The organism is Micromonospora sp. WMMB482 (genome assembly GCF_019038635.1).
In the GTDB taxonomy this organism is placed as follows: Bacteria; Actinomycetota; Actinomycetes; order Mycobacteriales; family Micromonosporaceae; genus Micromonospora; species Micromonospora marina.
Genome location: NZ_JAHOPD010000020.1, coordinates 2,088,430 through 2,113,545, shown reverse-complemented (window position 1 = coordinate 2,113,545; position 25,116 = coordinate 2,088,430). Strand labels below are relative to the sequence as shown.

General features: G+C 70.0%; 20 protein-coding genes and 1 pseudogene. 12 read left to right on the top strand and 9 right to left on the bottom strand.

The features are described 5' to 3' along the window. Positions 1 to 247: 247 nt before the first annotated feature. From KSK32_RS10745 to KSK32_RS10730, 5 genes and pseudogenes are all read left to right on the top strand, one after another. Positions 248 to 1,678, top strand: coding sequence for a hypothetical protein (locus tag KSK32_RS10745; protein ID WP_216930852.1), 1,431 nt, complete (start codon positions 248 to 250; stop codon positions 1,676 to 1,678). A 507-nt stretch (positions 1,679 to 2,185) separates the two neighbouring features. Then, on the top strand, positions 2,186 to 2,680 hold the full coding sequence (locus tag KSK32_RS10740; RefSeq protein WP_216930850.1) for a hypothetical protein: 495 nt from the start codon (positions 2,186 to 2,188) through the stop codon (positions 2,678 to 2,680). Positions 2,681 to 2,717: 37 nt separating this feature from the next. Continuing rightward, positions 2,718 to 2,900, top strand: a complete 183-nt coding sequence (locus tag KSK32_RS10735; RefSeq protein WP_216936514.1) for a hypothetical protein — start codon at positions 2,718 to 2,720, stop codon at positions 2,898 to 2,900. Beyond that, positions 2,857 to 2,988: pseudogene (locus KSK32_RS33325) on the top strand (NUDIX hydrolase); the annotation flags it as partial. The gene KSK32_RS10735 and the pseudogene KSK32_RS33325, both read left to right, overlap by 44 nt. A gap of 118 nt (positions 2,989 to 3,106) precedes the next feature. After that, positions 3,107 to 3,271, top strand: a complete 165-nt coding sequence (locus tag KSK32_RS10730; protein WP_216936513.1) for a hypothetical protein — start codon at positions 3,107 to 3,109, stop codon at positions 3,269 to 3,271. A gap of 74 nt (positions 3,272 to 3,345) precedes the next feature. Here KSK32_RS10730 and KSK32_RS10725 read toward each other — a convergent pair whose 3' ends face one another. The 3 genes from KSK32_RS10725 to KSK32_RS10715 form a co-directional block, all read right to left on the bottom strand. Continuing rightward, the gene (locus KSK32_RS10725; protein WP_216930848.1) at positions 3,346 to 4,383 is read right to left on the bottom strand and encodes a protein-L-isoaspartate O-methyltransferase; all 1,038 of its coding nucleotides are present in this window, start codon (positions 4,381 to 4,383) and stop codon (positions 3,346 to 3,348) included. Between the two features lie 166 nt (positions 4,384 to 4,549). Continuing rightward, positions 4,550 to 6,502, bottom strand: a complete 1,953-nt coding sequence (locus KSK32_RS10720; protein WP_216930846.1) for an MFS transporter — start codon at positions 6,500 to 6,502, stop codon at positions 4,550 to 4,552. 111 nt (positions 6,503 to 6,613) lie between these two features. After that, the gene (locus KSK32_RS10715) at positions 6,614 to 7,261 is read right to left on the bottom strand and encodes an AAA family ATPase (protein WP_216930844.1); all 648 of its coding nucleotides are present in this window, start codon (positions 7,259 to 7,261) and stop codon (positions 6,614 to 6,616) included. A 117-nt stretch (positions 7,262 to 7,378) separates the two neighbouring features. On the opposite strand from KSK32_RS10715, the gene KSK32_RS10710 reads away from it, so the two are divergent. From KSK32_RS10710 to KSK32_RS10690, 5 genes are all read left to right on the top strand, one after another. After that, positions 7,379 to 8,485, top strand: a complete 1,107-nt coding sequence (locus tag KSK32_RS10710) for a tyrosine-type recombinase/integrase (RefSeq protein WP_216930842.1) — start codon at positions 7,379 to 7,381, stop codon at positions 8,483 to 8,485. Then, complete coding sequence (locus KSK32_RS10705) at positions 8,482 to 8,841, top strand: helix-turn-helix transcriptional regulator (protein ID WP_289256319.1); 360 nt, start codon at positions 8,482 to 8,484, stop codon at positions 8,839 to 8,841. The genes KSK32_RS10710 and KSK32_RS10705 overlap by 4 nt, the downstream gene beginning before the upstream one ends. Positions 8,842 to 8,942: 101 nt before the next feature. Next, positions 8,943 to 11,390 carry a hypothetical protein gene (locus tag KSK32_RS10700; RefSeq protein WP_216930840.1) on the top strand — a complete coding sequence of 816 codons (2,448 nt, stop codon included), beginning with the start codon at positions 8,943 to 8,945 and terminating at the stop codon, positions 11,388 to 11,390. 232 nt (positions 11,391 to 11,622) lie between these two features. Further along, a complete protein-coding gene (locus KSK32_RS10695; RefSeq protein ID WP_216930838.1) occupies positions 11,623 to 12,177 on the top strand; it encodes an RNA polymerase sigma factor in 555 nt (184 codons plus the stop codon). Next, positions 12,174 to 12,902, top strand: coding sequence for a hypothetical protein (locus tag KSK32_RS10690; protein ID WP_216930836.1), 729 nt, complete (start codon positions 12,174 to 12,176; stop codon positions 12,900 to 12,902). Before KSK32_RS10695 ends, KSK32_RS10690 begins: the two co-directional genes overlap by 4 nt. 342 nt (positions 12,903 to 13,244) lie before the next feature. Here the strand turns inward: KSK32_RS10690 and fxlM (KSK32_RS10685) are convergent, their stop codons facing one another. The 6 genes from fxlM (KSK32_RS10685) to KSK32_RS10660 form a co-directional block, all read right to left on the bottom strand. Further along, positions 13,245 to 14,489: a methyltransferase, FxLD system gene (gene fxlM / locus KSK32_RS10685; protein WP_216930834.1), complete on the bottom strand. Its 1,245-nt coding sequence runs from the start codon at positions 14,487 to 14,489 to the stop codon at positions 13,245 to 13,247. Between the two features lie 275 nt (positions 14,490 to 14,764). Further along, entirely contained in the window at positions 14,765 to 15,862 is a 1,098-nt protein-coding gene (locus tag KSK32_RS10680; protein WP_216930832.1) for a hypothetical protein, read from the bottom strand. 130 nt (positions 15,863 to 15,992) lie between these two features. Further along, positions 15,993 to 18,074 (bottom strand): methyltransferase, FxLD system, encoded by a 2,082-nt coding sequence (gene fxlM, locus KSK32_RS10675; protein WP_216930830.1) that lies wholly within the window; start codon positions 18,072 to 18,074, stop codon positions 15,993 to 15,995. A 14-nt stretch (positions 18,075 to 18,088) separates the two neighbouring features. Then, positions 18,089 to 19,345, bottom strand: a complete 1,257-nt coding sequence (locus KSK32_RS10670) for a lanthionine synthetase C family protein (RefSeq protein WP_216930828.1) — start codon at positions 19,343 to 19,345, stop codon at positions 18,089 to 18,091. Then, positions 19,342 to 22,362, bottom strand: coding sequence for a lantibiotic dehydratase (locus tag KSK32_RS10665; RefSeq protein ID WP_216930827.1), 3,021 nt, complete (start codon positions 22,360 to 22,362; stop codon positions 19,342 to 19,344). Before KSK32_RS10665 ends, KSK32_RS10670 begins: the two co-directional genes overlap by 4 nt. Positions 22,363 to 22,465: 103 nt before the next feature. Then, positions 22,466 to 22,600 carry an FxLD family lanthipeptide gene (locus tag KSK32_RS10660; RefSeq protein ID WP_013287250.1) on the bottom strand — a complete coding sequence of 45 codons (135 nt, stop codon included), beginning with the start codon at positions 22,598 to 22,600 and terminating at the stop codon, positions 22,466 to 22,468. A gap of 375 nt (positions 22,601 to 22,975) precedes the next feature. On the opposite strand from KSK32_RS10660, the gene KSK32_RS10655 reads away from it, so the two are divergent. Beyond that, positions 22,976 to 24,196 carry a hypothetical protein gene (locus tag KSK32_RS10655; protein WP_216930825.1) on the top strand — a complete coding sequence of 407 codons (1,221 nt, stop codon included), beginning with the start codon at positions 22,976 to 22,978 and terminating at the stop codon, positions 24,194 to 24,196. Then, positions 24,196 to 25,083 carry a bifunctional diaminohydroxyphosphoribosylaminopyrimidine deaminase/5-amino-6-(5-phosphoribosylamino)uracil reductase RibD gene (gene ribD / locus KSK32_RS10650; protein ID WP_216930824.1) on the top strand — a complete coding sequence of 296 codons (888 nt, stop codon included), beginning with the start codon at positions 24,196 to 24,198 and terminating at the stop codon, positions 25,081 to 25,083. The genes KSK32_RS10655 and ribD overlap by 1 nt, the downstream gene beginning before the upstream one ends. Positions 25,084 to 25,116: the final 33 nt, after the last annotated feature.

Sequence of the window (25,116 nt, the reverse complement as noted above, 5' to 3'; positions counted from 1 at the left end):
TTGGTCAGGCGGCAGACACCGCAGGCGTGACGCCCCGAGACGAGGGAGGCGGAGCCTGGGTGCGCGCCGCCCCGTCCATCGACTCTCGCCGCCGCCAGACGCTCCCCGCAGCGGCCGACGCGGTGTCAGGGGTGCGGTTCACGGCGCACCTGGTGCGGTTGGTGCGCTTGCTTCTCGACCACGAACCGGGCCGCTACTGTCGAGCCCGCCGCCCTACCTCCGGCGCCTGAAACGGGAGGCCCCGACCATGGAAGCCGCGCCAGCCACGTCCCGGAGCAACCAACGCCTGTCCGATCTGCTCCACGAGGCGCGATGGCGACCGGAGGCCCTGGCCCGACGGATCAACCTCGTCCTGGCAGCACGCGGTAACAGCCGCAGAGTCCACGCCAAGACCCCCTACAAGTGGATCGCCGACGGCGCCGTGCCGCACGGCGACCTACCCGAACTCGTCGTCGAGCTGCTCTGCGCCCAACTCCACACCGACCTGCAGTACGCCGACGTCTGGGGTCAGGCCGCGCCGCGGCCCCAGCCCGGCCTGCCCGCCGACCACGCGATGGATCTACCCTGGGACAGCAACGGACTGCTCAGCCTCGTAGGAGGACCAGTGCCGACCCGTCGCACCATCATCGCCGTCACCGGCGCCGCGCTGACCGCCCCCGCCTGGGCCGCGCTCCACCAGCCCGCCCCGAACCTGGCCGCCGCCGCAGGCGACGGCGGCCCCGTCAGCCCGCCCCTGCTCGACATGATCGACACCGTCGTCGCGCAGGCCCAACAACTCGACGACAACCAGGGCGGCGCCGCACGAGGCTTCGTCAACGACCAGTTCGCCGCCGTCGCCCGGCTCCTGCGCCGCGCCTCCTACAACCCTGCTGCGGGCCGCCGCCTGGCCGCCGCCCTGGCGCAGCTCGCCCAGACCGCCGGCTTCATGGCCTTCGACGCAGGCGACGACGGCGTCGCGCAACGCTGGTACCTCACCGCCCTACGCGCCGCTCACGCAGCCGCAGACCCGGGGCTCACCGCCAGCGTCATGGCCCTCATGTCCAACCAGGCCGCCGACCGAGGCCACGCCCTTGACGCCCTGCAACTCGCCGCCGCCGCGCAAGAATCCGCGAAGGCCACACCACCTGCCGTCCGCGCCCTGGTCGCCGCGCGTAGCAGCCTCGCCCACGCCGTCGCCGGTGATCTCACCAGCTACACCAGAACCCGTCACGACACCCTCGAACTGCTCGACACCACACCCGACACGCCGCTACCCGGATGGGCGTCATACATCGACCGCACCGAACTCGACGCGATCACCGGCCGCGGCCTCGTCGTCCTCGCCGAGCGCGTGCCGGCCCGACGCAAACAACTGCTCCACCAGGCCGGCCAGCTCCTCCACGCCCGCGCACACACCAGCCCCACCGACGCGCCACAACGCTCCGCGCTACGCCACGGCGCATGGCTCAGCCTCGCCCACACCGCCACCGGTGACCTCGACAGAGCGGTCACCACCGCCCGACTCGCCCTCACCCGCCTACCCGCCGTCCACTCCGTACGCAGCATCGCGCTCCTGCAGCGACTCCACGACGAACTCGCCCCCGCCGCACCACGCTCGCCAGCCGTCCGCGACCTCATCAACCAACTACGCAGCCTGCCCACACCAGCACCACCAACCACAGCCAGGCCGCGTCCGTGACGGACGATTCTGCGTCCGGCCCGGGGCCGGCCAATCACGCAGGTCGAGGTCGAGCTGACCAATCCGGGACAGCTGCGGCGTATGGGACTCCACGACGGCCGGAAAGGCTGCGGGCCCGGATCTACGAGCCACGGCACCGCGGCGGGATCCGGCTGGAGCGGCACCGGCGTGCGCGACTTCTACGCTGGCCTTGCGGAGACGCTCGTCGGGGGCGATCATCGTGGCGCCCGGCCTGCGCAGGCTGGTCAGGGTGTGTGCGGCCGAGGCGCGCCCTGTCTTCGCCGTGGATGCTGTCCTGGGCGAGGCGATGGAGTGTGGCACAACGGCCCTGCCGGCGCGGCTCGATACCATCGCACAACTGATCGCCCTGAATGCCCGGGCACGCCCGGCACGAGTGACTGTCGGCGTGCGCTGGCGAGTGGACGCTCCGCTCGTAGGGCTACCCGGTGTACGTCAACCAGGAACCGAACCTGCGGCTCGCGGTTACGACCGGCTAGGAGAACTGATGTGATCGGCGCGGACGACGATCTTGACCCGGCTGCCCGGTCCGCCGCCCAGCGGATCGCCTTCCAGCTCACCTACGCCCGCGCTGACATCCCACGCCGGTTCGAGCCCGGCGAGTTGTCCGGCCCTGACATTCCCTGCGCCTACGGCAGCGTCTTGGCCCAGTCAGGCGGCTGGGAAGTGCCGGAGGACTGCGGGGCGCCCGGCCGCACCGAGGCGGAGTGGGTGGACCGGTTCGCCAGCTACGCGGTAGCGGAGGCCACGCACGAGGCGTTGGAGTGGTTCCGGGTCGACGGCAGGCCGTGGCTCGATCCCCACGGACGCGCGGCGAAGCAGATTCACGCCGCGGTGGACGAGTTGTGCGACAAACTCGCCGAGGTCCGCCGCACCCTGTTGATGGAACCGAATCGACGGGAGGAGCACGCGTGTGCGGACTCAGTGACGACACGGTGTGCGATCGGCATGCCCACGTCATCACCGTCCTCATCGACTCGGTGACCAGGGCTGTGCCGTGGGGTGGCGACGGAGGTGTGTCGTGGTGATCGACGGTTCGGACGTCTTGCGGGCCGTGACGGCGTATCTCGATGTCTATCCGGGCGACGCCGTGTCGCTGTCGGTGCCGGTGCAGCTGCTGGCTGAGGGGGGCGGGTTGCACGTCGCGGTTCGACCTGCCGATGCATGTGACGGTGGGTGCGTTGTTGGTGCGGGGTGGGGCTGAGGTGTTGCTTGTCGATCACCGCGCTTACGGGATTCTGTTGCAGCTGGGGGGGCACCTTGAGCCGGCTGATGCCACGCTGCTTGATGCGGCGGTGCGGGAGTTGGTGGAGGAGACCGGTGTGGATCCGGCTGGGGTTGTCGTGGCCGCGCCGTTGCCGGTGTATGTCGAGTACGGGCGGGTGCCCGGCCCGGCCCGGCAAGGGGGAATTGGAACACTTCCATCTCGACGTCGGGTACGTGTTCGTGACCTCTTCGGCGGATGTGGGGCGGGTCCAGGAGTCGGAGGTGCGGGGTGCCGCCTGGTATCCGCTGGTGGAGGCCGAGCGGCTCGTGGGCCGGCGTATCGCGCGGGCGGCGAGCGCGCTCGCGTGACCTGGTCGACCGCAGTGGAGTGGAGTCTGTTCGAGCTCCGCCTTCATCGGGTTGAGGCGTGCTTTGAGGGGCGGTCATCGGCGGGTGCCGGCGGTGATCCGGAGGTCCCAGCCGGGTGGGTCATCCTCGTCGTTGGGGACGAGTCTGGCGTCGAACCATGCGGCGTCGGGTCGTCCTGCCTGTTCCCAGTGGTGCAGCCAGGTCCGCAGCGCGGTCAGGGACGGGGATCCCGGGGCGTCGGCGAGGATGGTGCCGTCGGTGAGGACGACCGCGGCGGTGGTCGCGGTGGTGTGCCCTATGCCGCGTGTGCCGTCGTGTAGGGCGGCGAAGGTGCGGTGTGGGCCGCCGGCGATGACGGAGTAGGCCGTCCATGACAGCCAGTCCAGGGGCGCGCGGTGGTAGGTCTCGGTGTGGCCGGGGTTGAGCAGCAGGTGCAGGGCGGTGCGGGCGCCGGTGTGGTGCGGGTCGTCGTGCTCGCGCCAGCCGATGGATATCCATGCCGGTTGCGGCTGGTCGGTGTGGTGGTCCACCCAGCGTCCGGGCAGGGTCAGGGCGTCGTCGACGGCGGTGGCGGTGCTCTGGGCGTAGCCACCGAAGGTGACGGTCTCGACGCGTGGTTGTCCCGCGGTCAGGGTGATGGTGGCGATCAGGGTGGTGGACGGCTGGACGGCGATGGGCAGGCAGGCCACGATCCGGCCGTCCGGGGTGAGTTGATCCACCCACGCCCGGGGCAGCCGTGGGGGTGCGCACCAGGCCGCGATGCGCTGGTAGGGGGCGTGCGGCGGGTAGCCGTTCATGCCGTCGGCGAGGTGGCAGGTGATCGTGGTGACGCCGCGACGGCGGTGCAGCCGGTTCGCCCATGCGACGAGGTGATCGCTGATGTCGACGCTGGTCACGCGCCCCGACGCGCCGGCTTGGGCGGCGAGCAGCGCGCCGGAGTATCCGGTGCCGGTACCGATCTCCAGCACGTGGTCGCCGTCGCGAATCTTGAGGGCGGTCACGTCGCGTTGGATGGCTTCCGGCGCGGATCGGTGCAGGGTTTCACCGCGTTCCTCGTTGTGGACGTAGTAGGACTCGGGGACTCTGCCGAACGGCGGTTCGGTGATGGTCACAGGTACTCCTTCCGGAACGGACGATGGGGTGGGCCGGGCGGTTTCGGGTGATCGGGGTGCGGATCTGGTCCGACTTCCGTGCCGGGTCGAGGGGCTGGCCTTGGATCGGCGTGGGTCGCTGCGGTGCTCGACCGCGTCGGCGGCCCGCCCGGGTGTCGGTGCCCGGCTAGAACAGGCGGGGCTGTGCGTCGGTGTGGCGTGTGTCGGGAGTTATCGGGATGCCGGCTCGCCGGATGAGCTGTGCCAGGGACGGCGGTGTGTCCCACAGCCGGGCGCCGAGTTCTGGTAGCGCGAGGGCGGCTGCGGTGGCGTCCCAGAGAGCCCGGTGTGGCCGGCTGCCGGCCGCGGCCGTGTCGACGCGGGTTGTCAGGCCGAGTCGGTCGATGACGGTGGTCAGGCTGTGCCCGGCGCCGGGGGCGATTGCGCGCGACAGGCGCAGGGTGTCCAGGAGGCCGGCAGGACGCAGGTGAGGGAGTCGTCGTCGGAGCAGGCGCCAGTCGACGGCCACGTGGTGGCCGATGAGGTACCGGCCGGTAACCCGGCTGGTCACGTCATGTTCGAGGTCGGCGAGGGTCGGTGCCGCGCGCAGGGCGGCCCGGCTCACGCCGGGTGGTAGCCGGGTCTGGTGGTCCAGTGGGCGGGCGGGGTTGACCAGCGTGGCGAGGGCCGCGTCTGGTTGTGGCGTGCCGTGGTGCAGGGGGACGAGAGCGATTTCAAGGATGGTCTCCTCGTCCCGGTCCTGCCCTCCGGTGCCTTCGAGGTCGACGCCGACCAGAGCGGCGTTGGTCCAGCAGGTCGCGGTGTCGCTCATCGGCGGTTCTCGTTTCGGTGAGATGCGGTCGGCGGTCCTTCGTGCTCCCCGCCCTGCGCGGGGGCGGTGACTGCGGGCGGCTGGGGTATGGCGGGTGTGCGCTCGGCGGAGGCGCAGGGCGGCGGGTCGGTCTGGGGCGCGCCGCCAGGGCAGGAGCGCCACGCTGGTGAGGGTGAGCGCGGCGGTTGCGGTGATGGCGGTGCGGGCATCAGTAGCGGCGACGATGATGCCCGTGGCCAGAACGAAGACGGGCTGGGTCAGTTTCGAGGTGATCGACCAGGCCGTGATCACCCGGGACATCCGCTGCGCGGTGGTGTGGTTCGCGCGGTAGCCGGCGAAGACGGGGTTGAACGAGCCGGCGAAGAACAGCAGCAGGGTCTCCGCGATCACGATCACGACCAGCCCGGGGGTGCCAGGCGGGGCGGCGGGGATGAGGCCCATCCACAGGGCGCGGCCGGCTCCGGTGGCCAGCAGGACCGGCCGCAGACCGTAGTGGCGCACCAGCGGTCCGGCGGCGAGGGAGCCGAGGATGCCGCCGAGGCAGGGCAGTCCGAACGCCAGACCATACTGCCATGGCGGCAGGTGCAGGTCGCGGAGCATGAACACCGCGACGACCGGGGCGGCGGCCATGATGCCGCCCCCGAAGATCACCGCATTGACCAGCAGCGCACGCAGCTCGCCATGACCGAGGATGTACCGCCAGCCCTCGACGGCCTCCCGCGCCCGGCCTGCCCTCGCGGGCCGTACCGGTGGCGGTGGTTCCGGACCGCGCAGCAGGCGAACAGCGACGGCGGACAGCAGGAAGCTGCCGGCGTCCACGGCGACGGACGCGGTGGCGCCGAGCCACGACACCAGCACACCGCCGGCGGGCGAGCCGGCGCTGTGGGCCATCCACTGAGACGTCTCGAACCGCCCGTAGACGGTGACCCGATGCGCGGCGGGCACCAGATCCCGCAGGTGGGCGCTGCTGGCAGCGGCGAACACGATGCCGCCCGCCGTCTGCGCCACGGCGACCACGCCCAACTGCCCGTAGGTGAGCCGGCCGAGTAGCGCGGCGGCGGGAACGCTGGCCAGGGCCGCGAACCGCAGAACGTCTGCGCCGATCATGACCGGCCGTTTCGGGCGGAACTCCACCCACGGCCCCAAGGGCAGCGCGACGGCGGCGCTGGCGACACCGGACACCACCGCGAGCAGGGACACCTGCAGCGCGGAGCAGTCCAGCAGCACAACCGCGACCAGCGGCAGGGCGCCGGCACCCACGGCGGAGCCCAGCTCGCTGATCGAGTACGCCTGCCACAAGCGACGCACATCCGCGCCCCACGCCCGTGCCGCCGGGGCACCGGCCAGCCGCCGGGCTGTGGTCTGTCCCCGTGGGCGGGTCTGAGTGTGTTGAGGTACGGCCTGAGTCCGCACGTGGTGTCAGCAGACCGCTGTGGTGGGGGCAGCGGCTTGGTCGGTTTTGCGGGCGCAGTGCCGGCAACGCTGTGGGCAGGGCGTCTGCGGTGTCGCGGTGGTGAGGCCGCTGGTGTGCAGGATGGTGGTGACCGTTTGCTCGAAGGTGCTGGTTTCGTCGATGACGGTTTCGTCGGTGACGTCGAGCAGGTTGCGGTGGGTGTACCAGTGGCGCATCTCGTCGGGGGCGACGGGGATGGGTTCGGCCCGGTTGAGGTGGCGGCGGACGGTTTCGTCGAAGGACACGTCCAGGTAGAACACGGCTACCGGTCCGGGATGACGGTCGATGAGGTGGTGCAGGACGGTGGCGTAGCGCTCGGTGTGCAGGATGCCTTCGAGGATGACGTGGTAGCCCAGGTCGAGGGCGGTACGGGCGGCCGAGGTGATGAATGCTGGGGCGACAGGGTTGATGTGTGTGCTGTCGTGTTCGCGCAGGAGCGTTCGGCGGAGGTAGTCCTGCTCCAGCAGCGCGGCGCCGCGACCGTAGCGGCGCCGTACCTCCCGTGCGGCGGACGTCTTTCCGCTGCCGGAGTTCCCCCGGATGATCACCAGCGTCGGCGAGCCCGGGGAATTGCGTCCGATGCAAGAAGTGTCGGCGTGCTGGCCCTCTGGCATGGGGAACTTTAGCAGTCACACCCACCCTTCCCGGCGACGCTCCGAGCTGCATGTTTGCCGCAAAGATTGCATGTGATGCAGGATTCACGCATCGAGCGGAGGGGTGCGTGGCTAGGGATGGATGATCATCCGGATGGTGCGGCGCAGCTGGAGTTGGCTGCTGGGGTGCGGTTGTTGCATCCGGAGGACGCGGTGTTGCGGGCGATGTTGTCGGGGTGGGCGAAGCAGCAGCTGGGTGGTCGGCGGCTGGATCGGCGGACGATCGCGGCGCGCGAGCGGGTCATCGACGGGTTCGTGGCGTTTACGAATGAGTACCCGTGGCGGTGGACGGCGGCGCTGGTGGATGAGTGGACGACGCATCTGATGGCGGAGCGGCGTCTGGCTCGCTCGACGATCCGCGGGTATCAGGGGGCGTTGCGGCTGTTCTGCGACTACTTGGTGTCGCCGTACTACGGGTGGGCGCAGGAGTGCCTGCAGCGGTTCGGTACGCATCCGACGCAGGTGTGCCATGAGTGGAACACCGCGGCGCATCTGGTGGAGTACGAGGGCCGTCCGGGCCGGCGCCCGTTGACGCGGGAAGAGGTACAGCGGCTGTTCGACTATGCCGATGATCGGGTGGAGCGGGCGGTGCGGCTGGGCCGCAAGGGGGCGCTGGCTGCGTACCGGGACGCGACGGTGTTGAAGACGATCTACGGATGGGGGTTGCGCTGCACGGAGGTGTCCCGGCTGGATCTGGTCGACTTCTACCGCAATCCGCAGGCGCCGGCGTTAGGCCGGTTCGGGATGGTGCACGTGCGTTACGGCAAGGGCACGCGCGGGTCTGGGCCGAGGCGGCGGATGGTGGCCAGTTTGATGCCCTGGGCGGTGGAGGCGCTGGAGGACTACGTGGTCAATATCCGGCCCCGGTTCGGGTTGGGCGAGCATCCGGCGGTGTGGGTGACGGAGCGGGGCGGGCGGTTGCGGCCGCGGGAGATCGAGGAGCGGTTCGCCGCCTACCGTGACGCCCTCGGCTTGGACGGGAACCTGTCGCCGCACTGCCTGCGGCACTCGTACGTGACGCATCTGATCGAGGACGGGGTGGACCCGAAGTTCGTGCAGGAGCAGGTCGGGCACGTGTTCGCTTCGACCACCGGCCTCTACACGCAGATCAGCGCGGCGGCGATGAACACGATGATGGACCGGGCGTTGCACTTGGTGTTGACGGTGGAAGGGGCGGCGCGGTGACGGCGAAGCTGGACTACCGGTGGCGGCTGCGGGAGGTGATGGCCGAGCGGGGCATGTTCTCCACCACGGACCTTCGCGGGCCGCTGACCGAGCGGGGGATCGACCTGTCGGCGAGCCAGGTCTACCGACTGGTGGTGGAGAAGCCGGAACGGTTGAGCCTTCGCACGTTGATGGCGTTGCTGGACATCCTCGGCTGCCAGATGACCGATCTGATTGTTCCGTTCGCCGCTGCGGGATCCGGCCGGGCCCGCAAGGCAACTGCGGGCGACGGGGCGCCGGCCGGTGGCCGCGGCGCTGAGGCGGGCGTGGGTGAGCTGCGGCCCCGGCGGGCTCGGATCACGCCCACCCAGCCGTGACAGCCGGGGCACCACCACGGTTTCTGACCGAACCCCGTGCCCTCATCGTCGAGGTCGTCGCGGATGCGGAACCGCTGCTGGATCCGGCCGGGATCGGCTCGGTGATCGATCAGGTGGCGCCGACGCGGGCCGAACTGCGGCGCCTGGCCCGGGCGCTGCACGCGGATCCGGGGTTGTTGACCTCGGGTGAGCCGGACGGGCCCCGGCTGTTGCAGGATCTGATCGGCGCGCTGCTCACCGCTGGCGCGCGTCACGTTCGATCGGCGTGTTGCGCCCGCTGCCGTCGGATGCGGCCGCTGCGGCGTCGCATCGAGGACCGGTTGGTCTGCGCGCCGTGCGCGAATGCGGCAGCCGTGCGCCGGGAGGCGTGCTCTCGCTGTCAGCGAGAGCTGCGGGTGGACGGCCGGGACGGGGCCGGGGCGCCGTTGTGTGCGGCGTGCACCCGGCAGCAGCGCGGCGCGGATCCCCTCGGTGAGCTTGTCGATGGCCTCGACCGGCTCGGCACGGGCCTGCCGCCCTCCGCGTTGCGTGAGCTGATCCTCGCAGCGTTGCCGCGGCCGCACCAGCAGCGCACGGTCGCCGCGGACCTTGCCGCCCGTCCGACCGCGCTGGCCGACAACGCCGCGCACGGCTCGCATCACCTGGTTCTGCTGGCCGAGGCGTTGATCGCAGCCGGCGCTACCGGCGTCGCCCCACCGGCCTGCCCGTTCTGCCGGCAGCGGGCGAAGATCCGGCTCCGTCGCGACGGGCTGCGCTGCTGCAAGCGCTGTTACGAGGCGAGCAGGTCGCGGCCGTGCACGCGGTGCGGGCAGGTCAAACCTGTGGCTGAGCGCACGGCGGACGGTGCCGCGTTGTGCAAGGCCTGCGGCCAGCGCGACCCGGTGAACTTCGACGTCTGCGCCCGGTGCGGGCAGCACGCCCGGCTGGTCCCGACCGACAGCGGTGAACGCTGCTGCCGGGCCTGCTGGCGGGCACCGATAGCGACCTGCTCGATCTGCGGACGCCGGCGGCCTTGCCACGGCGCCAGCGGGCCGAGCCCGCGCTGCGAGACCTGCGTCAAGCGGTTGAACACCGCTGCCTGCCAGCGCTGCGGCATCACCCGAGTCGTCTTCGCCCGCACGGCACAGGGTCAGCCGCTGTGCCAACGCTGCGCCGGACCCCGCGAGCGGTGCGTCCGCTGTCACCGGGTCCGGCCGGTGGTGGGCCGCCCACCGGACGGCCCGGTCTGCGGGACCTGCTGGCGCCGCGACCCCGCCGCCACGCACCCGTGCCAACGTTGTGGCACCGTCACCTGGCTGCACCACTTCGGACTGTGCGCGGCATGCGCCTGCCCCGGAGTGCTGCGCGAGTTGCTCACCGCCGCCGACGGCACCCTGCGACCGGCCGCTGCAGCGGTGCTCGACGTGCTGGCTGGCGACGACGACCCGGCGGCCGTGCTCAAATGGCTGCAGGCCCCCACACCCCGAGCTCTGCTGGGCGCCCTCGCCGAACAGGCCGGGCCGCTGCAGCACACGACCCTGGACCGGCTGCGCCCGACGAAGGCCGCTGACCGGCTCCGCGCGCTGTTGGTGGCCCGCGGCGCCCTTCCGGCCCGAGACGAGCACCTCGTCCTGCTCGAGCGCTGGATCGACACCGCGACCGCCGCCATCACCGACGTCAACGACCGTCGGCTCGCACGCCGCTTCGCCACCTGGCACCACCTGCGCCGGCTACGCCAGCTCTCCGCATCCGGCCGGCCAACCGGCTACGGCCAGATCAGCGCGGCACGCGGCGATCTGGCCGCCGCCATCGCGTTCCTGGCCTGGCTGCGCACACAGGGCACGAGCATCGCTACCGCCCAGCAGGCCGACGTCGACGACTGGCTCGCCAGCGGCCCCAGCAGCCGCCACAACGCCAGCGCGTTCGTCAGCTGGGTTGTGCGCCGCCGCCACGCGCACGACATCAACCTGCCCGCACGATCGAGCACCACGCACCGGCGAGTCCTGCCGCAACGCGATCAACGCTGGCAACTCGCGCGGCGGCTGCTCCACGACAACGACCTCCACGCGGTCGATCGGGTCGCCGGGCTCCTCGTGCTCCTGCACGCCCAACCCGTCAGCCGCATCGCCGGCCTCACCGTAGAGCACGTCGAGGCCACCGCCGACGGCACTCACCTGCGCCTGGGCAGCACACCCATCCGGCTCCCGCCGCCCCTGGACCACCTGGTGGCCGAGCTCCTCGATCGCCGTGCCGGGCACACTGCCGTGGGCCGCACTGCAGCGAACCGCTGGCTGTTCCCCGGCGCCGCACCAGGCCAGCCGCTCAGCGCGCAACAACTCGGCGCGCGGCTACGACGCCTCGGCGTCCCCGCCCGCGTGAGCCGCAACACCACCCTCATGGACCTCGCCGGGCAGCTACCCGCCGCAGTGCTCAGCCAACTCCTCGGCCTGCACCTCCAGACCGCGACGAACTGGACCCAGGACGCCGGCAACACCCGACCGCGCTATGCCGCAGCCGTCACGACCCGCACCGCACCAGAGCGACACTCGTCCCGACCAGACCCGCGGTGAACCCGAGTGAAGTCCCGGCCGGAGCCATGAGTCAGCAGCAGTCGGCCACCGCAGCCGCCGGCACGCACCTGCGCGGTGGCCCCGGCCCCGCCGCAGCACGCGCTACCTGACCGGACCGATCGCAGCCCCCGAGCCGTCGCGCACATCAGGGCAGAACAGCAAAAATTTCCGCAGCATGACGTAAGGCTGCGAAGGCTGCTGGACAGTTCTAAGTGTGAGACGAGAACCATCCATGGGAACGCCGGATCATGAGGGACGCGCGTTCACCGCGATGTGGGAGCAGTACGCGCCGAGAATCATGGCCTACGCTCTTCGCCATGTCGACCCCGACATTGCTCAGGAGGTGCTGTCGGAGACCTTCCTGGTCGCCTGGCGGCGTCTAGCTGACGTGCCCGGCCAGCCGTTGCCCTGGCTGCTTGTCGTCGCCCGGAACACCATCGCCAACCACCGCCGCTCCGGCTACCGCCGAGCTGCATTGCAGAAGGAACTAGAGCGACTCGAACGCATCGCCGAGCCGGCCTCCGCAGCTGAAGTAACCGCTGTGCAACGCGCCGAGGTCCTGGCCGTACTTGCGACCTTGAGCCCCGCCGAGCGCGAGGCGCTGCTGCTCATCGCTTGGGACGGGCTCACGCCGACTCAGGCCGCACGCGTCGCCGGCTGCACGACCGCAGCGTTCCACCTGCGGCTTTTCCGAGCGCGCCGGCGGCTGCGTGCCGCAACCGCCCCCGATGACCAGCCCGTCGGACACACCACCCCATCCACCCAACCCGCAAGGGAATCGGCATGACCACGTCCCGCGATCCGCTCGTAACCCTCACCGCGCTTCGTCCGCATGCCGCCGTCGACCAAGCCATGCTTGCGGTCAGCCGTACTGCCACCTACGGAGCAGTCACCGCCACGACGCGCTCGGCGACCGAGGCGACGTCAAGGCGGCGTCGGGCGCCACGTGTGGTCGCAATAGCGCTTCTCGCGGGTCTGGGGGTCGCGGCCGGGATGGGAGCCGCCGGTGCCACCGGACTGCTGCCCGACGCCTTCATCCGCAACTACGCCAGCTGGAGGCAGGACACCGGCGTCGACCCGGCCACGGCGACCCGCGTCGCCGCCGCACCAGGCCCCGACGGGACCATCTTCACCATTTGGACCGCGAAGGGCCCCAACGGAACAGTTTGCATCGCTCCGTTGTTCGAGACAGCAAACAGCGCGAAGTCCCCGCAGCCGTCGGCGTTCCACGAAAACGGCAGCACCTGCCAGCCGCCCGAACGGCACGAGTCCTTCGGCGCCAGCAGCGGGATCAACGCCGACGACAAGAACCACACGTACAACGTCTCCGCGGGCGACACCGCGCGCGCTGAACTCCGCCTGCACGACGGCACCGTGCTGCCGGCCATCCGCGTCGAAGGCAACTACCTCGGCTGGTACCCGACCGCCCACGGCCAGACGGCACCCGTCCTCACGGCCTACGACATCGCCGGCAATGTCGTCGCTAGGCTGCAGCTCAAGTACCTGCCGTAGTCCAGCAGCATGTCCCGCGCGGCCCCCATGCAGGCGCTGACGAGCGGCCCTCAACTCGGACGCGCCACGTGGTCAATGCCGAGTCGGTGGTGATGGATCGTTACGACGGCCGACCCGTTCCTGTGAGTCTCGCTGAGTCCACTGGTCGGCTCGCGGAGGTTGACGGGTCGGATCTACACCCGGTCGTCCCGTCGTCCGTCTGCACGACGCTGTGCAGGTTTGTCTGTACCTACCAGTGCACATCGGCCCGTACGCCGACAGCTGCGGCATTGCGCACCTTCTGATATCCGACTCTCCCAATAAGCTGCGGGGAGGACTGTTCGATGCGCGACGGGTTGGCGGTCATCGCGGCTGTCCCGGGGCGGGCCAGGTGACGGCGATCGTGGTGTGGCGGCGGGTTACGAGCAGCTGGGGTCTACCGGATTCCGGCAGATGCGTGCCGGTGGGATGCACGGTGACGTTCGGGCCGGGGCCGTGCCGGTGGTGATGTTCCCAGACCTCGGTGAGATCGAGCATGTCGGCGGTCAGGGTGTCGGCGTCGGGTCCGAAGCCGTGGGCGCCGAACTGCCAGGTGGTGTCGTCGAGTTTGCGCATCGCGAGGTAGGCGAAGCTGCCGGCGGTGAGCAGGGTCGGGCAGACGAACCGGTCTTGCGGGTCGACCAGGCCCGCGGGCGTGCGCTCGCGGTCTACGGCGAGCGTGCCGAAGGGCCGGGGCTGGCTGGCCAGCCACAGGTGCAGCGACTCGAACGAAGACCCGTCACTGATGGCGATGGTGACCGGCGACCAGGTGTCGAGCCGGCGCGTGTGTAGCGCCGCGGCGAGTGCGTCCCGGCTCACCTCGGTGCTGATGTCGTCCAGGTTCACGGCGATGTCGTCGCCGCGCAGGGCCAGGCGACGGGTGGGATGGCGTCCGTCGCCCTGCATGGGCACGAACCCGCACTGCAGTGCGGCGGTGGCGAGAAGATGGTCCTCGTGGCGTCGCAGGGTGAGGCACCGGGTCATGCCGCGTATCCGCAGCGGCACGATGAGCACACCGGCCGGGGCGAGCTGGTCGAGCCAGGCCGGTGCAACATCCGGTGTCTCCACGGTGACGATGATGGCGTCATACGGGGCGCCGGGCTGGTGTCCGTACTCGCCGTCGCCGTGTACGACCGTCACCTGTCGGTAGCCGGCACGGTCCAAGCCGGTGCGGGCGCGGTCGGTGACGTCGGCGTCGATGTCGACGGTGACGACCGTGCCGTCGGGGCCGACGACGTCGGCGATCAGCGCGGCGTTGTAGCCGCCGGAGCCGATTTCAAGAACGCGGGCGCCGGGGCGCAGCCCGGCCTGTTCCAGCATGTACGCCTGCAGCCACGGCGCGGAGATCGAACTCGTCGCACGTCCGTCCGGGCCGCGTCTGGTGATGACCACATCATCGGCGTATGCGGCGTCGACGCTGACGCCGCCGGTGGCGAACAGATGTCGAGGCACCCGGCGAAACGCCGTCTCCACCGCCGGCGAGGTGATCCTCCGGTCGGCGAGGAGCCGGTCGGCGAGCCGGGCACGGGCCTCATCGGCGGAGCTGGTGTCGAGCGCGGAACCAACCACGGTCTGACCTCCTGTAGGTAGGCATCAGGGGGATGTGAAGGCGCGGACCGACAATATTGGGCGCATGCGACAAAACATGCCGGGCATGGAGTCGCTCTTGGAAGGCGCCGGCCCCTGCACCGTCGCCCTACCGGGAAGGTTGGCTGCCAACACGAGCCTTGCCGTCGCGCAGGATGTGAAGTCGGTAGGAATTTCGGCATTCCGTGCATGGCCCAGAATTTCGATAGCGCTCCTGCAAGGTGTGCGTCATGTTGGCAGTGTTCTCGGAAAAGGACTCAACGGTTGGCTTGGTTGTTGCGTATCACGGTTTCGGCGAGGTTGAGTGCCGACGAGAGGGTGCGGTGGGCGGTTTTCGGGAGTTGTCCAATGCCGAGGCCGCTTGCGCTGATCATCTGTCTGAGTATTCGGTGGTTTTCGGGGTCAACGGCTGGGTGGTTGAGGAGATCACGCGCCGCTTTGGCGTCCTGTTCCTGGATTACCTCTGCGGCTAGACGATCGATCGGGCCGGCTGCGGCGGTCGTGGGAAGGTTAGGGGCGAGATCGAGGGCGGTGAGGATTAGCCGGGTGCGAAATACCGAGAGTCCGGAGCCTGGCGCCAACTTTGATGCTCGGCCGATTAATTCCAAGTGGTCGGCTCGACTTCGATCACCGGCGATGGCTGCGCTCCAGATGTAGAGCAGATCGCGTACCAGTTCCTCCCACGGTTGCTCGATCGTGGTCCGGTCGAGGACGGCGGTAGCTGCGGAGATGTTGCTGCCGACGAGGTGGGCCACGACCGCGACCTGTCGCCCGTCGTGCAGAGCGGCCCCGATTCCGTCGAAGCGTTGGACATGCGCCAGGGCGTCGGTCCACTGGCCGGTGACGGTGAGGGCGCGGGTTCCATCGGCAAGCAGGACGTTGCGGAGCCAGTTGCTGATCTGTTGGCGTTCCTCGGCCTCCTCGGGGAGCTGTCGAGGCTGTATCTCCAATCGACCAATGACGATGGGGGCGCTGTTGATGACCGCATCGTGGAGGCCGGTGAGCAGCAGGTACGCGCGTTCTCCGTCGCCGGCGCGAATGTGCAGGCGGGCGAGATTGACGACTGGTTCGAGAGCAAATCGGGCGGTGTATCCGTTTAGGGGGGCGCGGTCGAGGTAGAGGTTCGCGTGACGGTGACACCAGAGTTCGGCGAGTTTTGCGTCGGCGCAGTCGGAGGCGACCAGTGCGGCTCCGTTGAACACCATGGATGCCTTCTCCGGCTCGTGTTCGCGGTGGGCGGCCTCGGCGAGCCCGGCGAGGCGGGCGACCCGTGCGTCGAGCGGTTTGGCCGGCGGGCGTTTGCGGGCGACGAGGGGGAATCGGGTGGCCATGGTGGGCGCGAGGGACAGAGGCATGGGTGTCCTCATCTGCTGCGGAAGGGCCGTGCCGTGGGCGACGAGGGGGAACAGATGGCAGCGGTGGTGCTCCGGATGCCGGCCGCGCCCCCTTCGGATGCCGGGGCGGGGCAGCGCCCCGGCATTCCGGTCAGAAGGAGAGGGCAAAGACCGTGTCGGGCCAGCTGATGTCGCCGGTCCGGACCGGGCGGGTTCCGGCACGGTGAGCGGTGACGGTGGGCTGGTTGGGGCGGCCCGCCTCGTCCCACTGGCCGAGTAGGTCCGTCAGTTCCACAGCGAGATTGTCGGCGTCCGGCCCGTAGGCGATGGCGCCGATTTCGAGGCGGCGGTCGCCGGTCTCTCGGAAGGCGAGGTAGGCGATCGTGCTGCCGTGGTAGATGGCGGCTCCGGCCCAGCGGTAGGCGGGGGCAACCAGCCCGCTGGCGCGGGCGGTGTCACCGACGCGGAGGCGGCCGAACGGTGTGCTGGTGTGGATGAGGAGCCACAGGTCGAGGTGGCCGATGGCGTCGTCGTCGGTGACTTGGATGCCGGTCCAGCGCTCGTACCTGGGGTGACTGAGGGCGCGGGCGAGGGCGGCGCGGTCGGGCTTGTCGCCGGCGTCGAGTTTGAGGACCACGTCACTGTCGAGGCGTACGTGCTGGTCGGTGTGCTCGGCCGTGCCGCGCAGGGGCACGAATCCGCAGACCAGCGGCGTCGTGGTGCTGACCAGCGTCGTGGGGCCGGTGCGGTCGAAGGCGAAGCACCGGGTCAGGCCGCTCTCGTGCACGCGCAGGGGCAGGACGATGCGGCCGTGCTCGGCGAGCTGGTCCCACCAGGCTGCGGTGATGTCCCACGCTCCGGCGGTGATGATGGCACGGTCGTACGGGGCGGATTCGGGGTGGCCGAGGGCTCCGTCGCCGCAGATCACCTCGACGGTGTGGTAGCCGGCGCGATCGAGGCCGGCGCGGGCGCCGTCGGCGAGGTCCTGGTCGAGTTCGATCGTGGTGACCGTGCCGCCGGGGTTGGTCAGTTCGGCGAGGAGGGCGGCGTTGATGCCGGTGGCCGCGCCGAGCTCCAAGACGTGGTCGCCGGGTTGCGGGTCGAGTTGTTCGAGCATGTCCGCGACGAGGCTGGGGCTCGATGCCGACGACAGCGCGGCGCCGTTGGGGTCGCGTTTGGTGACGATCTGGCGGCGGGTGTAGACGGTCTCCAGGTCGACGCCGGGAAGGAACTGTTCGCGGGGCACCGTCCGGAATGCCTGCTCGACAGGGGCGGAACGGATGTGGCCTCGCTGCTTGAGGATGGTGACGAGTTGTTCGCGCAGCGCGGCTGCGTGGGAGCCTTCAGACCCATTTTGGGAGGTTTTCACTGCTTTTACCCTACTGTCGGTGATCCCGGCGCAGCGGTCGCCGGGTGAGATGTCGGACGCGTGGAAGGTGACGTGCACGGCGGCCGTGGCCAGGAGCCAGGTATCGGTGGCCGAGATGCCGAGCCGGTTGAACAGGAACAGGACGTGGTGGGTCAGCACGCCGCGCAGGTCGCGGGTCAGTGTTCCGTGCCGGTCGAGGAACCGGAGGTCTCGGCCGGTCTGCTCGTGAGCCTCTGGCCATGACGGATTGACGCTCAACGGGCTGCGCGGCGTGTCGTCGCCGGCGGTGACCAGACGCTGCACAGCGGCGATCAGCCCGGGGCTCGGCGTGGGCGCGTGGGTTTGGTGCCGGCGGGTGACGATGTGCCGCCAGACATCGCCTTGTTCGGAGAATTCCAGTCCGGCGGCGCGCATGAGGCGGGTGGCGAGCAGCACACCAAGCTCTCGGCGGTGGTCGCCGCCGTCGGCGAGGTGGCCGAGGACGTGGCGGCTGTCGGCGTGGAAGAAGGTGTGAGCGATCGTCATCGCCTGGTCGCCGCCGAAGGCGTACGCCTCGGGCCCGTAGATCGGCTCGGCGACATCGCGGATGCGGTCATCGGCGGTGATGTCGGCGAGCAGAGCGTAGACCAGAGCGAGCCGGCTACCGGGCAGCAGCCGCAGTCGCCACGTCTCGGCCTTGCGGATGAACCAGAATGCGGCGATCGCACCGTCGTCCTCGGCGACGGTGAGCGCCGGGGCAAGCCGGGTTGCGGCGTACTCCTCAGCTGTCCGCCAGCTCGTGAAGGTCAGGTTGACCTGGCGCCACCGACTGACCGGCCCTGCGCCCGACGGTCGCTCGGCGTCGGGTTCGGGATCGAGGTCCATGACGTGCTCCTCGTCTAGGTGATCAGCAGGCTCGTGGACCAATGGATATCGGTGCCGGTCGCGAAGGTGTGCAGGGCGAGGGCGATGCCGGCCGGGCCAGAGATCAAACCGGATGGCGCGGGAGTCGCGTTGTTGGCGTGCTGGACCAGCAGGCGCATCAGGTAGGGCACGGTGGCGGGCAGGCGGGTATCGCGGGCGTCAGCGGCGGCGTACCAGAGCGTGGCGGCAACCCCCGCCCAGCCATGACACAACGATGGATCGATGATCCGGCCGAGCTGGACGGGATCGGTCAGGCAGCGGAACAGCGCGTCTTCTGCCGCCTTCTGCCGGCCGGGGTCGCCGAGGGCGATCCCGGCGAGCTGCCCGGCGCGGGCGATCCCCGGAGTGCCGTAGCACCAGGACGGCCGCGCCGGTTCGCTCACGGCGAGCTGCCCGGCCTGCAACTCCGCCATGGTGATCTTCTCCGGCCACCACGGGCCGGCCGGGCTCGTCTGCTGCCACCTGTCCAGCCACGAGCAGATCCGGCCGATCGCCTCGGTCTGTCCCGGCACCCGAATGTCCTGACGCAGGGTCAGCGCCAGCAGGGCCAGAGGGCCGGTGATGCCGTGCGCCATGCCGACGTTGGCATGTCCGCTCCGCTCAGTTCCGTCGTCGTGTGGGTCCGCGCTCCACCAACCGGGCGCGAGCCGGCCGGCGGCGTCGTCGGCGTCGACCGGCTCGGTGAGCCGCACCAGGTACGCCAGTACTCGGCGCAGCAGGTCACCGTCCGGGAAACGGCGTACCAGGTGAGCGCCCAGGCCGGTCAGCCCGCGGACGAGGTCGAACTCCGACAGCGCAGGCCGGGCGCCGGCCGCGAGGCGTGCCTCGGCAGCGGCCAACCGACGCTCGGCCAGGTCCGCGACGGCGTGATCCAGGGCGTCCAGGGCAGCCGGTTGGGCGTGCGGCATGGCCGTGGTCAATGCGTGGGTGACAGCGGGCGCACCGAACCACAGGCCCGCTCCGGTGCCGTTGTTCAGCGTTTCCGCGCTCGCGCGGCGCAGCCAGGCGCGGACCGGTTCCCACCCCCCGTGCCCCGTCTGAGCGCGCACCCCGTGCAGGATCGCCACGCCGGCGGCCCCTTTGGACAACGATTGGCCGTACCAACGCGTGCTCCGCGGCCCGTAGTCGACACCGCTGGGCTGCGCGGGTGGCTGGAGCAGGGTGTCGGTGATGCAGGAGGCCATCGTCTCGGCCGCTCGGAGCAGCGGCGTGGCGAGCAGTGTGACAGTCATCGGCCAGCTCCTGCGGTGCGAGCACGGCGACGGACCGCCGCCAGCGCGATGTGGCGGGCAAGCCGATACGTGACCTGCTCGGCAGCATCGTCCGGACCATGCGCGCGAACGAAGTGCAGATGCACCAGCGACGTGAGCACCTGCGCGGGAGTCAGCGGGCTGCCGGAGGAGGACAGCGCAGCGGCGTACCGGGAGGCGGCCCGCGATCGTTCCTGCCATGCACGCTGAACCAGCTCCGGCACGGACGTCGGATCGACGGTGACCGCCTGCCGCAGGATGCCTCGGTCGATCGGTGCTCGGCCGGGGTGTGCCGGCCGGGCGACAAGCCACTCGCACCCGTCGTCGCGACTGCCGAGCAGCGCGGCGGCCAGGTCGAGCATGCTCGCGGCGGTCAGCGCCCGCTGGTCGAGCGGAGAGTCGTCCTTCGCCGCCATCTGAGCCACGGCGGCGCGGGAGTCCGCAGCGAACAACTCCTCGGCGGCGGACATGGCCCGGCCGTCGCCGTACCTGCCGGTCTCGGGTCGGTAGCTGTCGAGGCGCAGATCACCCGTGAGTCCCTGCCGCCGCAGTGCGACTGCCCACCGGCCCACTCTGACCGCCGCGTCGCCGTAGTCGTCGGTGTGCAGCCGAAGCCGCACGTGCGAGTACGGACGGCGCAGCCGGACAAACCACCACATCGGAGGCTCGGGCCAGTCGGCGAACAGCGCCGGCAGCCCTCGCCACAACACGAACTCCACCATCGACGGCTCAACAGCGAGAGATCCGGACAACAAGCCGCTCGACCCGGGCAGAACCGGGCCTGCGGGCACCGGAGGCGGCCACGAGCCCCGGGCCGCGACCGCGGCCGGCGCCGCAGCCGGAGCCGCGGTGGAGGCGACCGGTACGACGATCTCGTGCGCGCGGCCGGACAGCCACCCGAAGTCCTTCGGCTCCGCCGCCTCAACGATCGTGACCGCCGCGTCGCTGGTGGCGTCCAGGTGGGCGCGTAACAGCGACCGGTCCATGGCCTGATCGAGGTCGAGCCGCAGCCGCTGGTCGCCGCTGCCGACCTGCACCCACCTCGGCAGCCGCAGCCTCTCCCGCAGCGCCGCCCACGCCGCCGACCATTCCCCGTCGCTCGCGTCGGCGCCGGGCAGCCGCGCCGGGTCGATCCGCCACCGCGCCGCAGACAGGACAACCCGGCCGTACCGCACGGCGGGCCGAAACGGCAGACAGGACGCCGCGCCCCAATCGAACGGCTTGAGCCGGGCGTCCAAAGCCCGCGGCAGCTCGACAAGGAACCGAGCGAGCAGCGGCATGGTGTGCACGGCGCCGGCGTGCGCCACGGTCGGCTCGACCACCCGCCGCCGCGACATCGACACCAGGACCAACCTGTCGGCACCAGCCGCCACGCCGAGGTCATCGAGGCCAACCACATCCCCGGCAACCGGGCGGTGCTCGGCCATGCTCACCAGCCACGGAAGGATCTGCGGGGACCGGAGTACATTCTGGGCGTGCAGCCTGCTCGGGGGGAAGCTCACCTGTGCCGGCATGGCCCCTTCCACGGCGACCGGAAGGCGCGCGACCTTCCCGCGCATCAACTCCCGCTCGGCATATGGCAGCACGTCGAGGAAGCGTCCGCTCGTCGCCATCGCCGACCGGCCCATACCCGTCACCGCGACCAGGAACTGGCCTTCCTCCAGTGCGCGCAACGACACCGCACGCACCTCCGCCGACACGTCGACATGCGGACTGACACTGTCCTCGTCGTGATCTGGGCCAGCGAGCGCCCGCACGGCCGCATCATCGAGGACCACCTCACGGATGCCGTCGAGCACCGCCTGCTGCGCCAACACCAACAAGCGCTCATCCCGGCCGGACAGCGGCGTCGCCCGGTCGGCACCGTCGAAGTGCTCCGGGTAGCCCAGACCGGCCACCGGATCGACCACCTCGGCAAGCGGCACCAACGCTGCCATCCCGTACCGATCGACAAAACGAGCATGGTAAGCGCGCCACTCCGGACGCCCTACTGGATGTGGCGTCAGCCGCAGCAGAACCTCCACCGATGCGACGACCTCCGCGGTGACCTGATGCGGCACGACGACTTCATCCGCGAGCCGAAGATCCACCGCCAACGGCTGGGTACCTACCGCCATCTCCCGCATCTGAGCGGCCAGCCCTCGAAGATCTATCGCCTGGCCTGCGGTGGCACCGAGGCGACGCTGCAGCGCCTGAAGCTGCTCAACCGTCTGCCCGACGTAGCCGATGTCGGGGGCTGCGTCGAGTTGGTCCAGGAGGTGCTTGATCGGGTCGGTGCAGGTAGACGGCGGCTTAAGGGACGAAATCAATACACCCTGCTCGACCAGGCCGGCGACCAGAGCCTCGACCGAGGCACGCGGGAACTCCCGATAGCCGACAGCGATCTTCTCGACGAGCTCGGTCCACCGCACCGGCTCGGCACTCAGTGACATCGCCAGCCGCACCGCCTCGGTACGCCTTACCGAAGAAACCCCGTCGACGGGCACGGAGGCGTGGGGCCGACACTGCACGACGATCCGAAGCCCCGACACCCGCGCGAGGTTGTTGGCCTGGACGAACAGCCCGTTGCGCACGTTCGGGTCGGTCTCAAGACGCGCGATTAACGACGCAAGCCATTCTGCGTCCGGCCGCACACAAATCGCTGACTGCTCCAACGGCGTCACTGCGGCTACCGCGTCGAGGCGTAGTGGCGCGACTCCCGAGAACAACCCGAACGGCGTAGCTCGACCGCGCGCGCGGACCAGGTACCGCGCCAATGCCAACGCCGTCCGCCACGCCTGGCGGGCGTCGAACCTCGCGCCAGCGAGAGTCGCCTCGACACGGTCGGCGAAGTCGGGACTTGCTACCCAGACCGCTTCCGCGACGCCTACCTGACGCCAGGTCGCTCGAAGCCAAGATTCGACACCGGCAGGATCATGCCGTTGCGGCCAGGGCACTTCACGATCCGGCGAGACGTGAGCCGCGATGCGAATGGTGGCGGCATCAACTATACGAAACATGCCGCCCTCCAGTCGTCGAGTCTTCTTGCCGCGGACCTGCCTCGTGGTGCCGGCTCCAGCGGGCGGCTGGGGACCACCCACCGGAACCGGCCGGTACGTCGAACTAGCAGTCGCTGCCCTTCACGGTGTCGCAGCCGTCGTCCGTGTCGGCCAGCAACGCGGCAGCGACCGGGCCCTCCGTGACGATCTCCACGTCGAGCTGGAACGGGTCACCGCTGACGGCGAGCAGGTTCTCCATGACTGATCCCTCCAACGAGACTTCGGGGTGGATAGGCAGGCAGACCTCGCGGCCACCAGCCCGTCGGCTACTTCGCGCTTCCTCCGCAGCCGGGATCGGGTAGCGGGAGCTGCCGCTGCCGGCCGAGCAGCGACACTTGTCTTCCGTGACCTCCACGACGGCTCCGAAGCGGCTGGCTGCCGCCCCAAGCCTTACCAGCTACACATGACACGATCGCTCATGGTTAACAGTGCGGGAATACCGACTTGCGGTCCGACTTCGCGCCCCCTCGCGGCGCGACAGTGTGAAGGCTGGATGATCGAGACAACCGGTGGCATAGTCGGCAGGGCTCAGCAGGCTGGGTAAGGGGAAGTCGTGCCTCGTCATCCGGACACCATGATCAGTCCGAACACCGTGCTCAGCGAAGCCCGGCATCGGCTGTCCTCACCTGTGCGGCCCGGCCAACGCATGTCCCGTAGCGAATTGGCCGATGCGGTCAACGCGGCGCTCGATCGGATCTACCCCAGCCGCGACGTCACCGCCCAATACGTCGACTCCCGCTGGATCGGCAAGCTCGAACGCGGCGAGCATCGTTGGCCCAGCGAAGCGCGGCGGAAAGCTCTGCGTCAGGTGCTCGGTGCTCTCACCGATGCAGACCTCGATCTCTACAGCCCTCGACGCAGCGACGGCGTAGAAGCTCAAGGGCCGGTGGTCGAGCCTCAGCCGGGTAGTTGGGACGAGGCCATCTACCTCCTGCGCGAGCAGTGGCATCTGTTGGTACAGAACGACAAGATGTTCGGTCCCGAGTACACACTGATGGGTGTCAAGAGGCAACTGGCCACAATCGAGGACACCCTGTCCAGGGTGCCCGAAGCACTTCGGCCCGCCGTCATCCGCCTCGCCGCTCAGTACGCCGAATCCGCAGCATGGCTCCACCAATCTCTCAACGACCACGCCGCCGGCCACCGCCGAACACGACAGGCACTCGCCTGGGCGGACGAGATCGCGGACTCGACGATGACCGCTTGGGCCACGTACCGCAGCAGTCAACAATGGTTGTCATCGGGGTGCGCCGCCCGAGCCGTTGAGCAGGCAGAGGCCGCGCTGCTGCACGACCCGAAGCTCCCTCGTCCAATGCGTGCAGCGCTGCGCGTGCAGCACGCGCACGCCCTCGCTGCGACGGGTGAGCACCAATCGGCCATGCGTCTGCTGGACGCCGCGCACCGCTGGGCAGCGGACCGTTGCCTGGGAAAGCCGGAAGGCGAGCACGGCTCCTACTGCACCAGCGGATATATCGAAGTACACCGCGGGGCATGCCTTCGGCTGGCACACAAGCCCCAGGATGCGATCGAGGTACTCGACCAAGCCCTTCCGGCGATTCCGCGCCGGCACCGCCAGGACTTCGCATCAGCCTTGCTGATCAAGGCGAGGGCTCATGCCGCAGCACACCAACCGGATCAGGCAGCGGCAGCGGCACACCAAGCGCTGCCCATCGCGCGCCGGGCAGGATCACGACGGGTCTTGCATCAGCTCGCGCAACTCGGCGCCGCAGTCAGCGGGCACCAGCAGCTGCCAGAGGTCCACGCTTTCCTCCATGATCTCCAGGAGGTCACCTGATGGCATCCAACGTCGAACTCGCGGCGATGCGCCAAGCGATCATTCTGTCGTCGCTGGGTCTGGGAACCACAAGCCCCAACCCGCCCGTCGGCTGCGTCATCCTCGACCGCCACGGCGCGACCGTCGGCGCGGGCTACCACCGACGCAAAGGAGAGGCACACGCCGAGGTCAACGCGCTAAGCGCAGCAGGCCCTGCCGCGCGAGGCGGCATCGCTGTCGTCACGCTCGAACCCTGCAACCACGTCGGCGTCACTCCAGCCTGCCGTCAGGAACTCATCGACGCCGGCATCGCGCGAGTCGTCATCAGCCTCATCGACCCGACTTCCCGAGGCGAGGGCGGCGCCGCGGTACTCACCGCCCACGGCATCGACGTCGAAACCAACGTGCTCCCCGACGAGACACTTACCGTCCTCGGTCCCTGGCTCACCGCCACCCGCCGACGCCGCCCTTACCTGACCTGGGCCTACGCTCTCGAGGGCCAGGACAGCCAAATCAGCTGTGAGCAACTAACCGCGGAGTTGCGCAGCGGGACGGATGTAGTTCTGGGCGAGAAGACGATCGAAGAAGGCACCCCGGGCGGACACACCCCTCAACACTTCACCCTGCCAGGGGAGCCGAGCGACGATCTCCAACGGTGGCTTTCGGCCTGCTACGCCACCGGCTCGCGCACGGCCATCGTCACTGGCGGGCGTCATGCCGGTGTACTACGAGACAACCTCAACTGCGTTGACGAGCTCGTGGTTGCTGTCGAAAAGGCACCACCGGGATGCGGTCTCGCGGCAGTCACCGCAGACCTCGCGTACGCGGGCTTCGAGTTGGCCGATATCTCCCTCGGAAGTCCGGGCGTGCGTGTTCGCCTCCGCCGACAGCGGCCGTCTTCCGCCTGAGCCGGCTGCTCGGGCCGCCGATGTGATGGAAGC

Bases quoted from the DNA above. Each gene is read 5' to 3' on its own strand.
- KSK32_RS10695 (WP_216930838.1), top strand. From the start codon at position 11,623: ATGGGAACGCCGGATCATGAGGGACGCGCGTTCACCGCGATGTGGGAG.
- KSK32_RS10745 (WP_216930852.1), top strand. From the start codon at position 248: ATGGAAGCCGCGCCAGCCACGTCCCGGAGCAACCAACGCCTGTCCGAT.
- KSK32_RS10670 (WP_216930828.1), bottom strand. From the start codon at position 19,345: ATGACTGTCACACTGCTCGCCACGCCGCTGCTCCGAGCGGCCGAGACG.
- KSK32_RS10690 (WP_216930836.1), top strand. From the start codon at position 12,174: ATGACCACGTCCCGCGATCCGCTCGTAACCCTCACCGCGCTTCGTCCG.
- KSK32_RS10715 (WP_216930844.1), bottom strand. From the start codon at position 7,261: ATGCCAGAGGGCCAGCACGCCGACACTTCTTGCATCGGACGCAATTCC.
- KSK32_RS10680 (WP_216930832.1), bottom strand. From the start codon at position 15,862: ATGCCTCTGTCCCTCGCGCCCACCATGGCCACCCGATTCCCCCTCGTC.
- KSK32_RS10660 (WP_013287250.1), bottom strand. From the start codon at position 22,600: ATGGAGAACCTGCTCGCCGTCAGCGGTGACCCGTTCCAGCTCGACGTG.
- KSK32_RS10710 (WP_216930842.1), top strand. From the start codon at position 7,379: ATGGATGATCATCCGGATGGTGCGGCGCAGCTGGAGTTGGCTGCTGGG.
- KSK32_RS10655 (WP_216930825.1), top strand. From the start codon at position 22,976: ATGATCAGTCCGAACACCGTGCTCAGCGAAGCCCGGCATCGGCTGTCC.
- fxlM (WP_216930830.1), bottom strand. From the start codon at position 18,074: ATGGACCTCGATCCCGAACCCGACGCCGAGCGACCGTCGGGCGCAGGG.
- ribD (WP_216930824.1), top strand. From the start codon at position 24,196: ATGGCATCCAACGTCGAACTCGCGGCGATGCGCCAAGCGATCATTCTG.
- KSK32_RS10665 (WP_216930827.1), bottom strand. From the start codon at position 22,362: ATGTTTCGTATAGTTGATGCCGCCACCATTCGCATCGCGGCTCACGTC.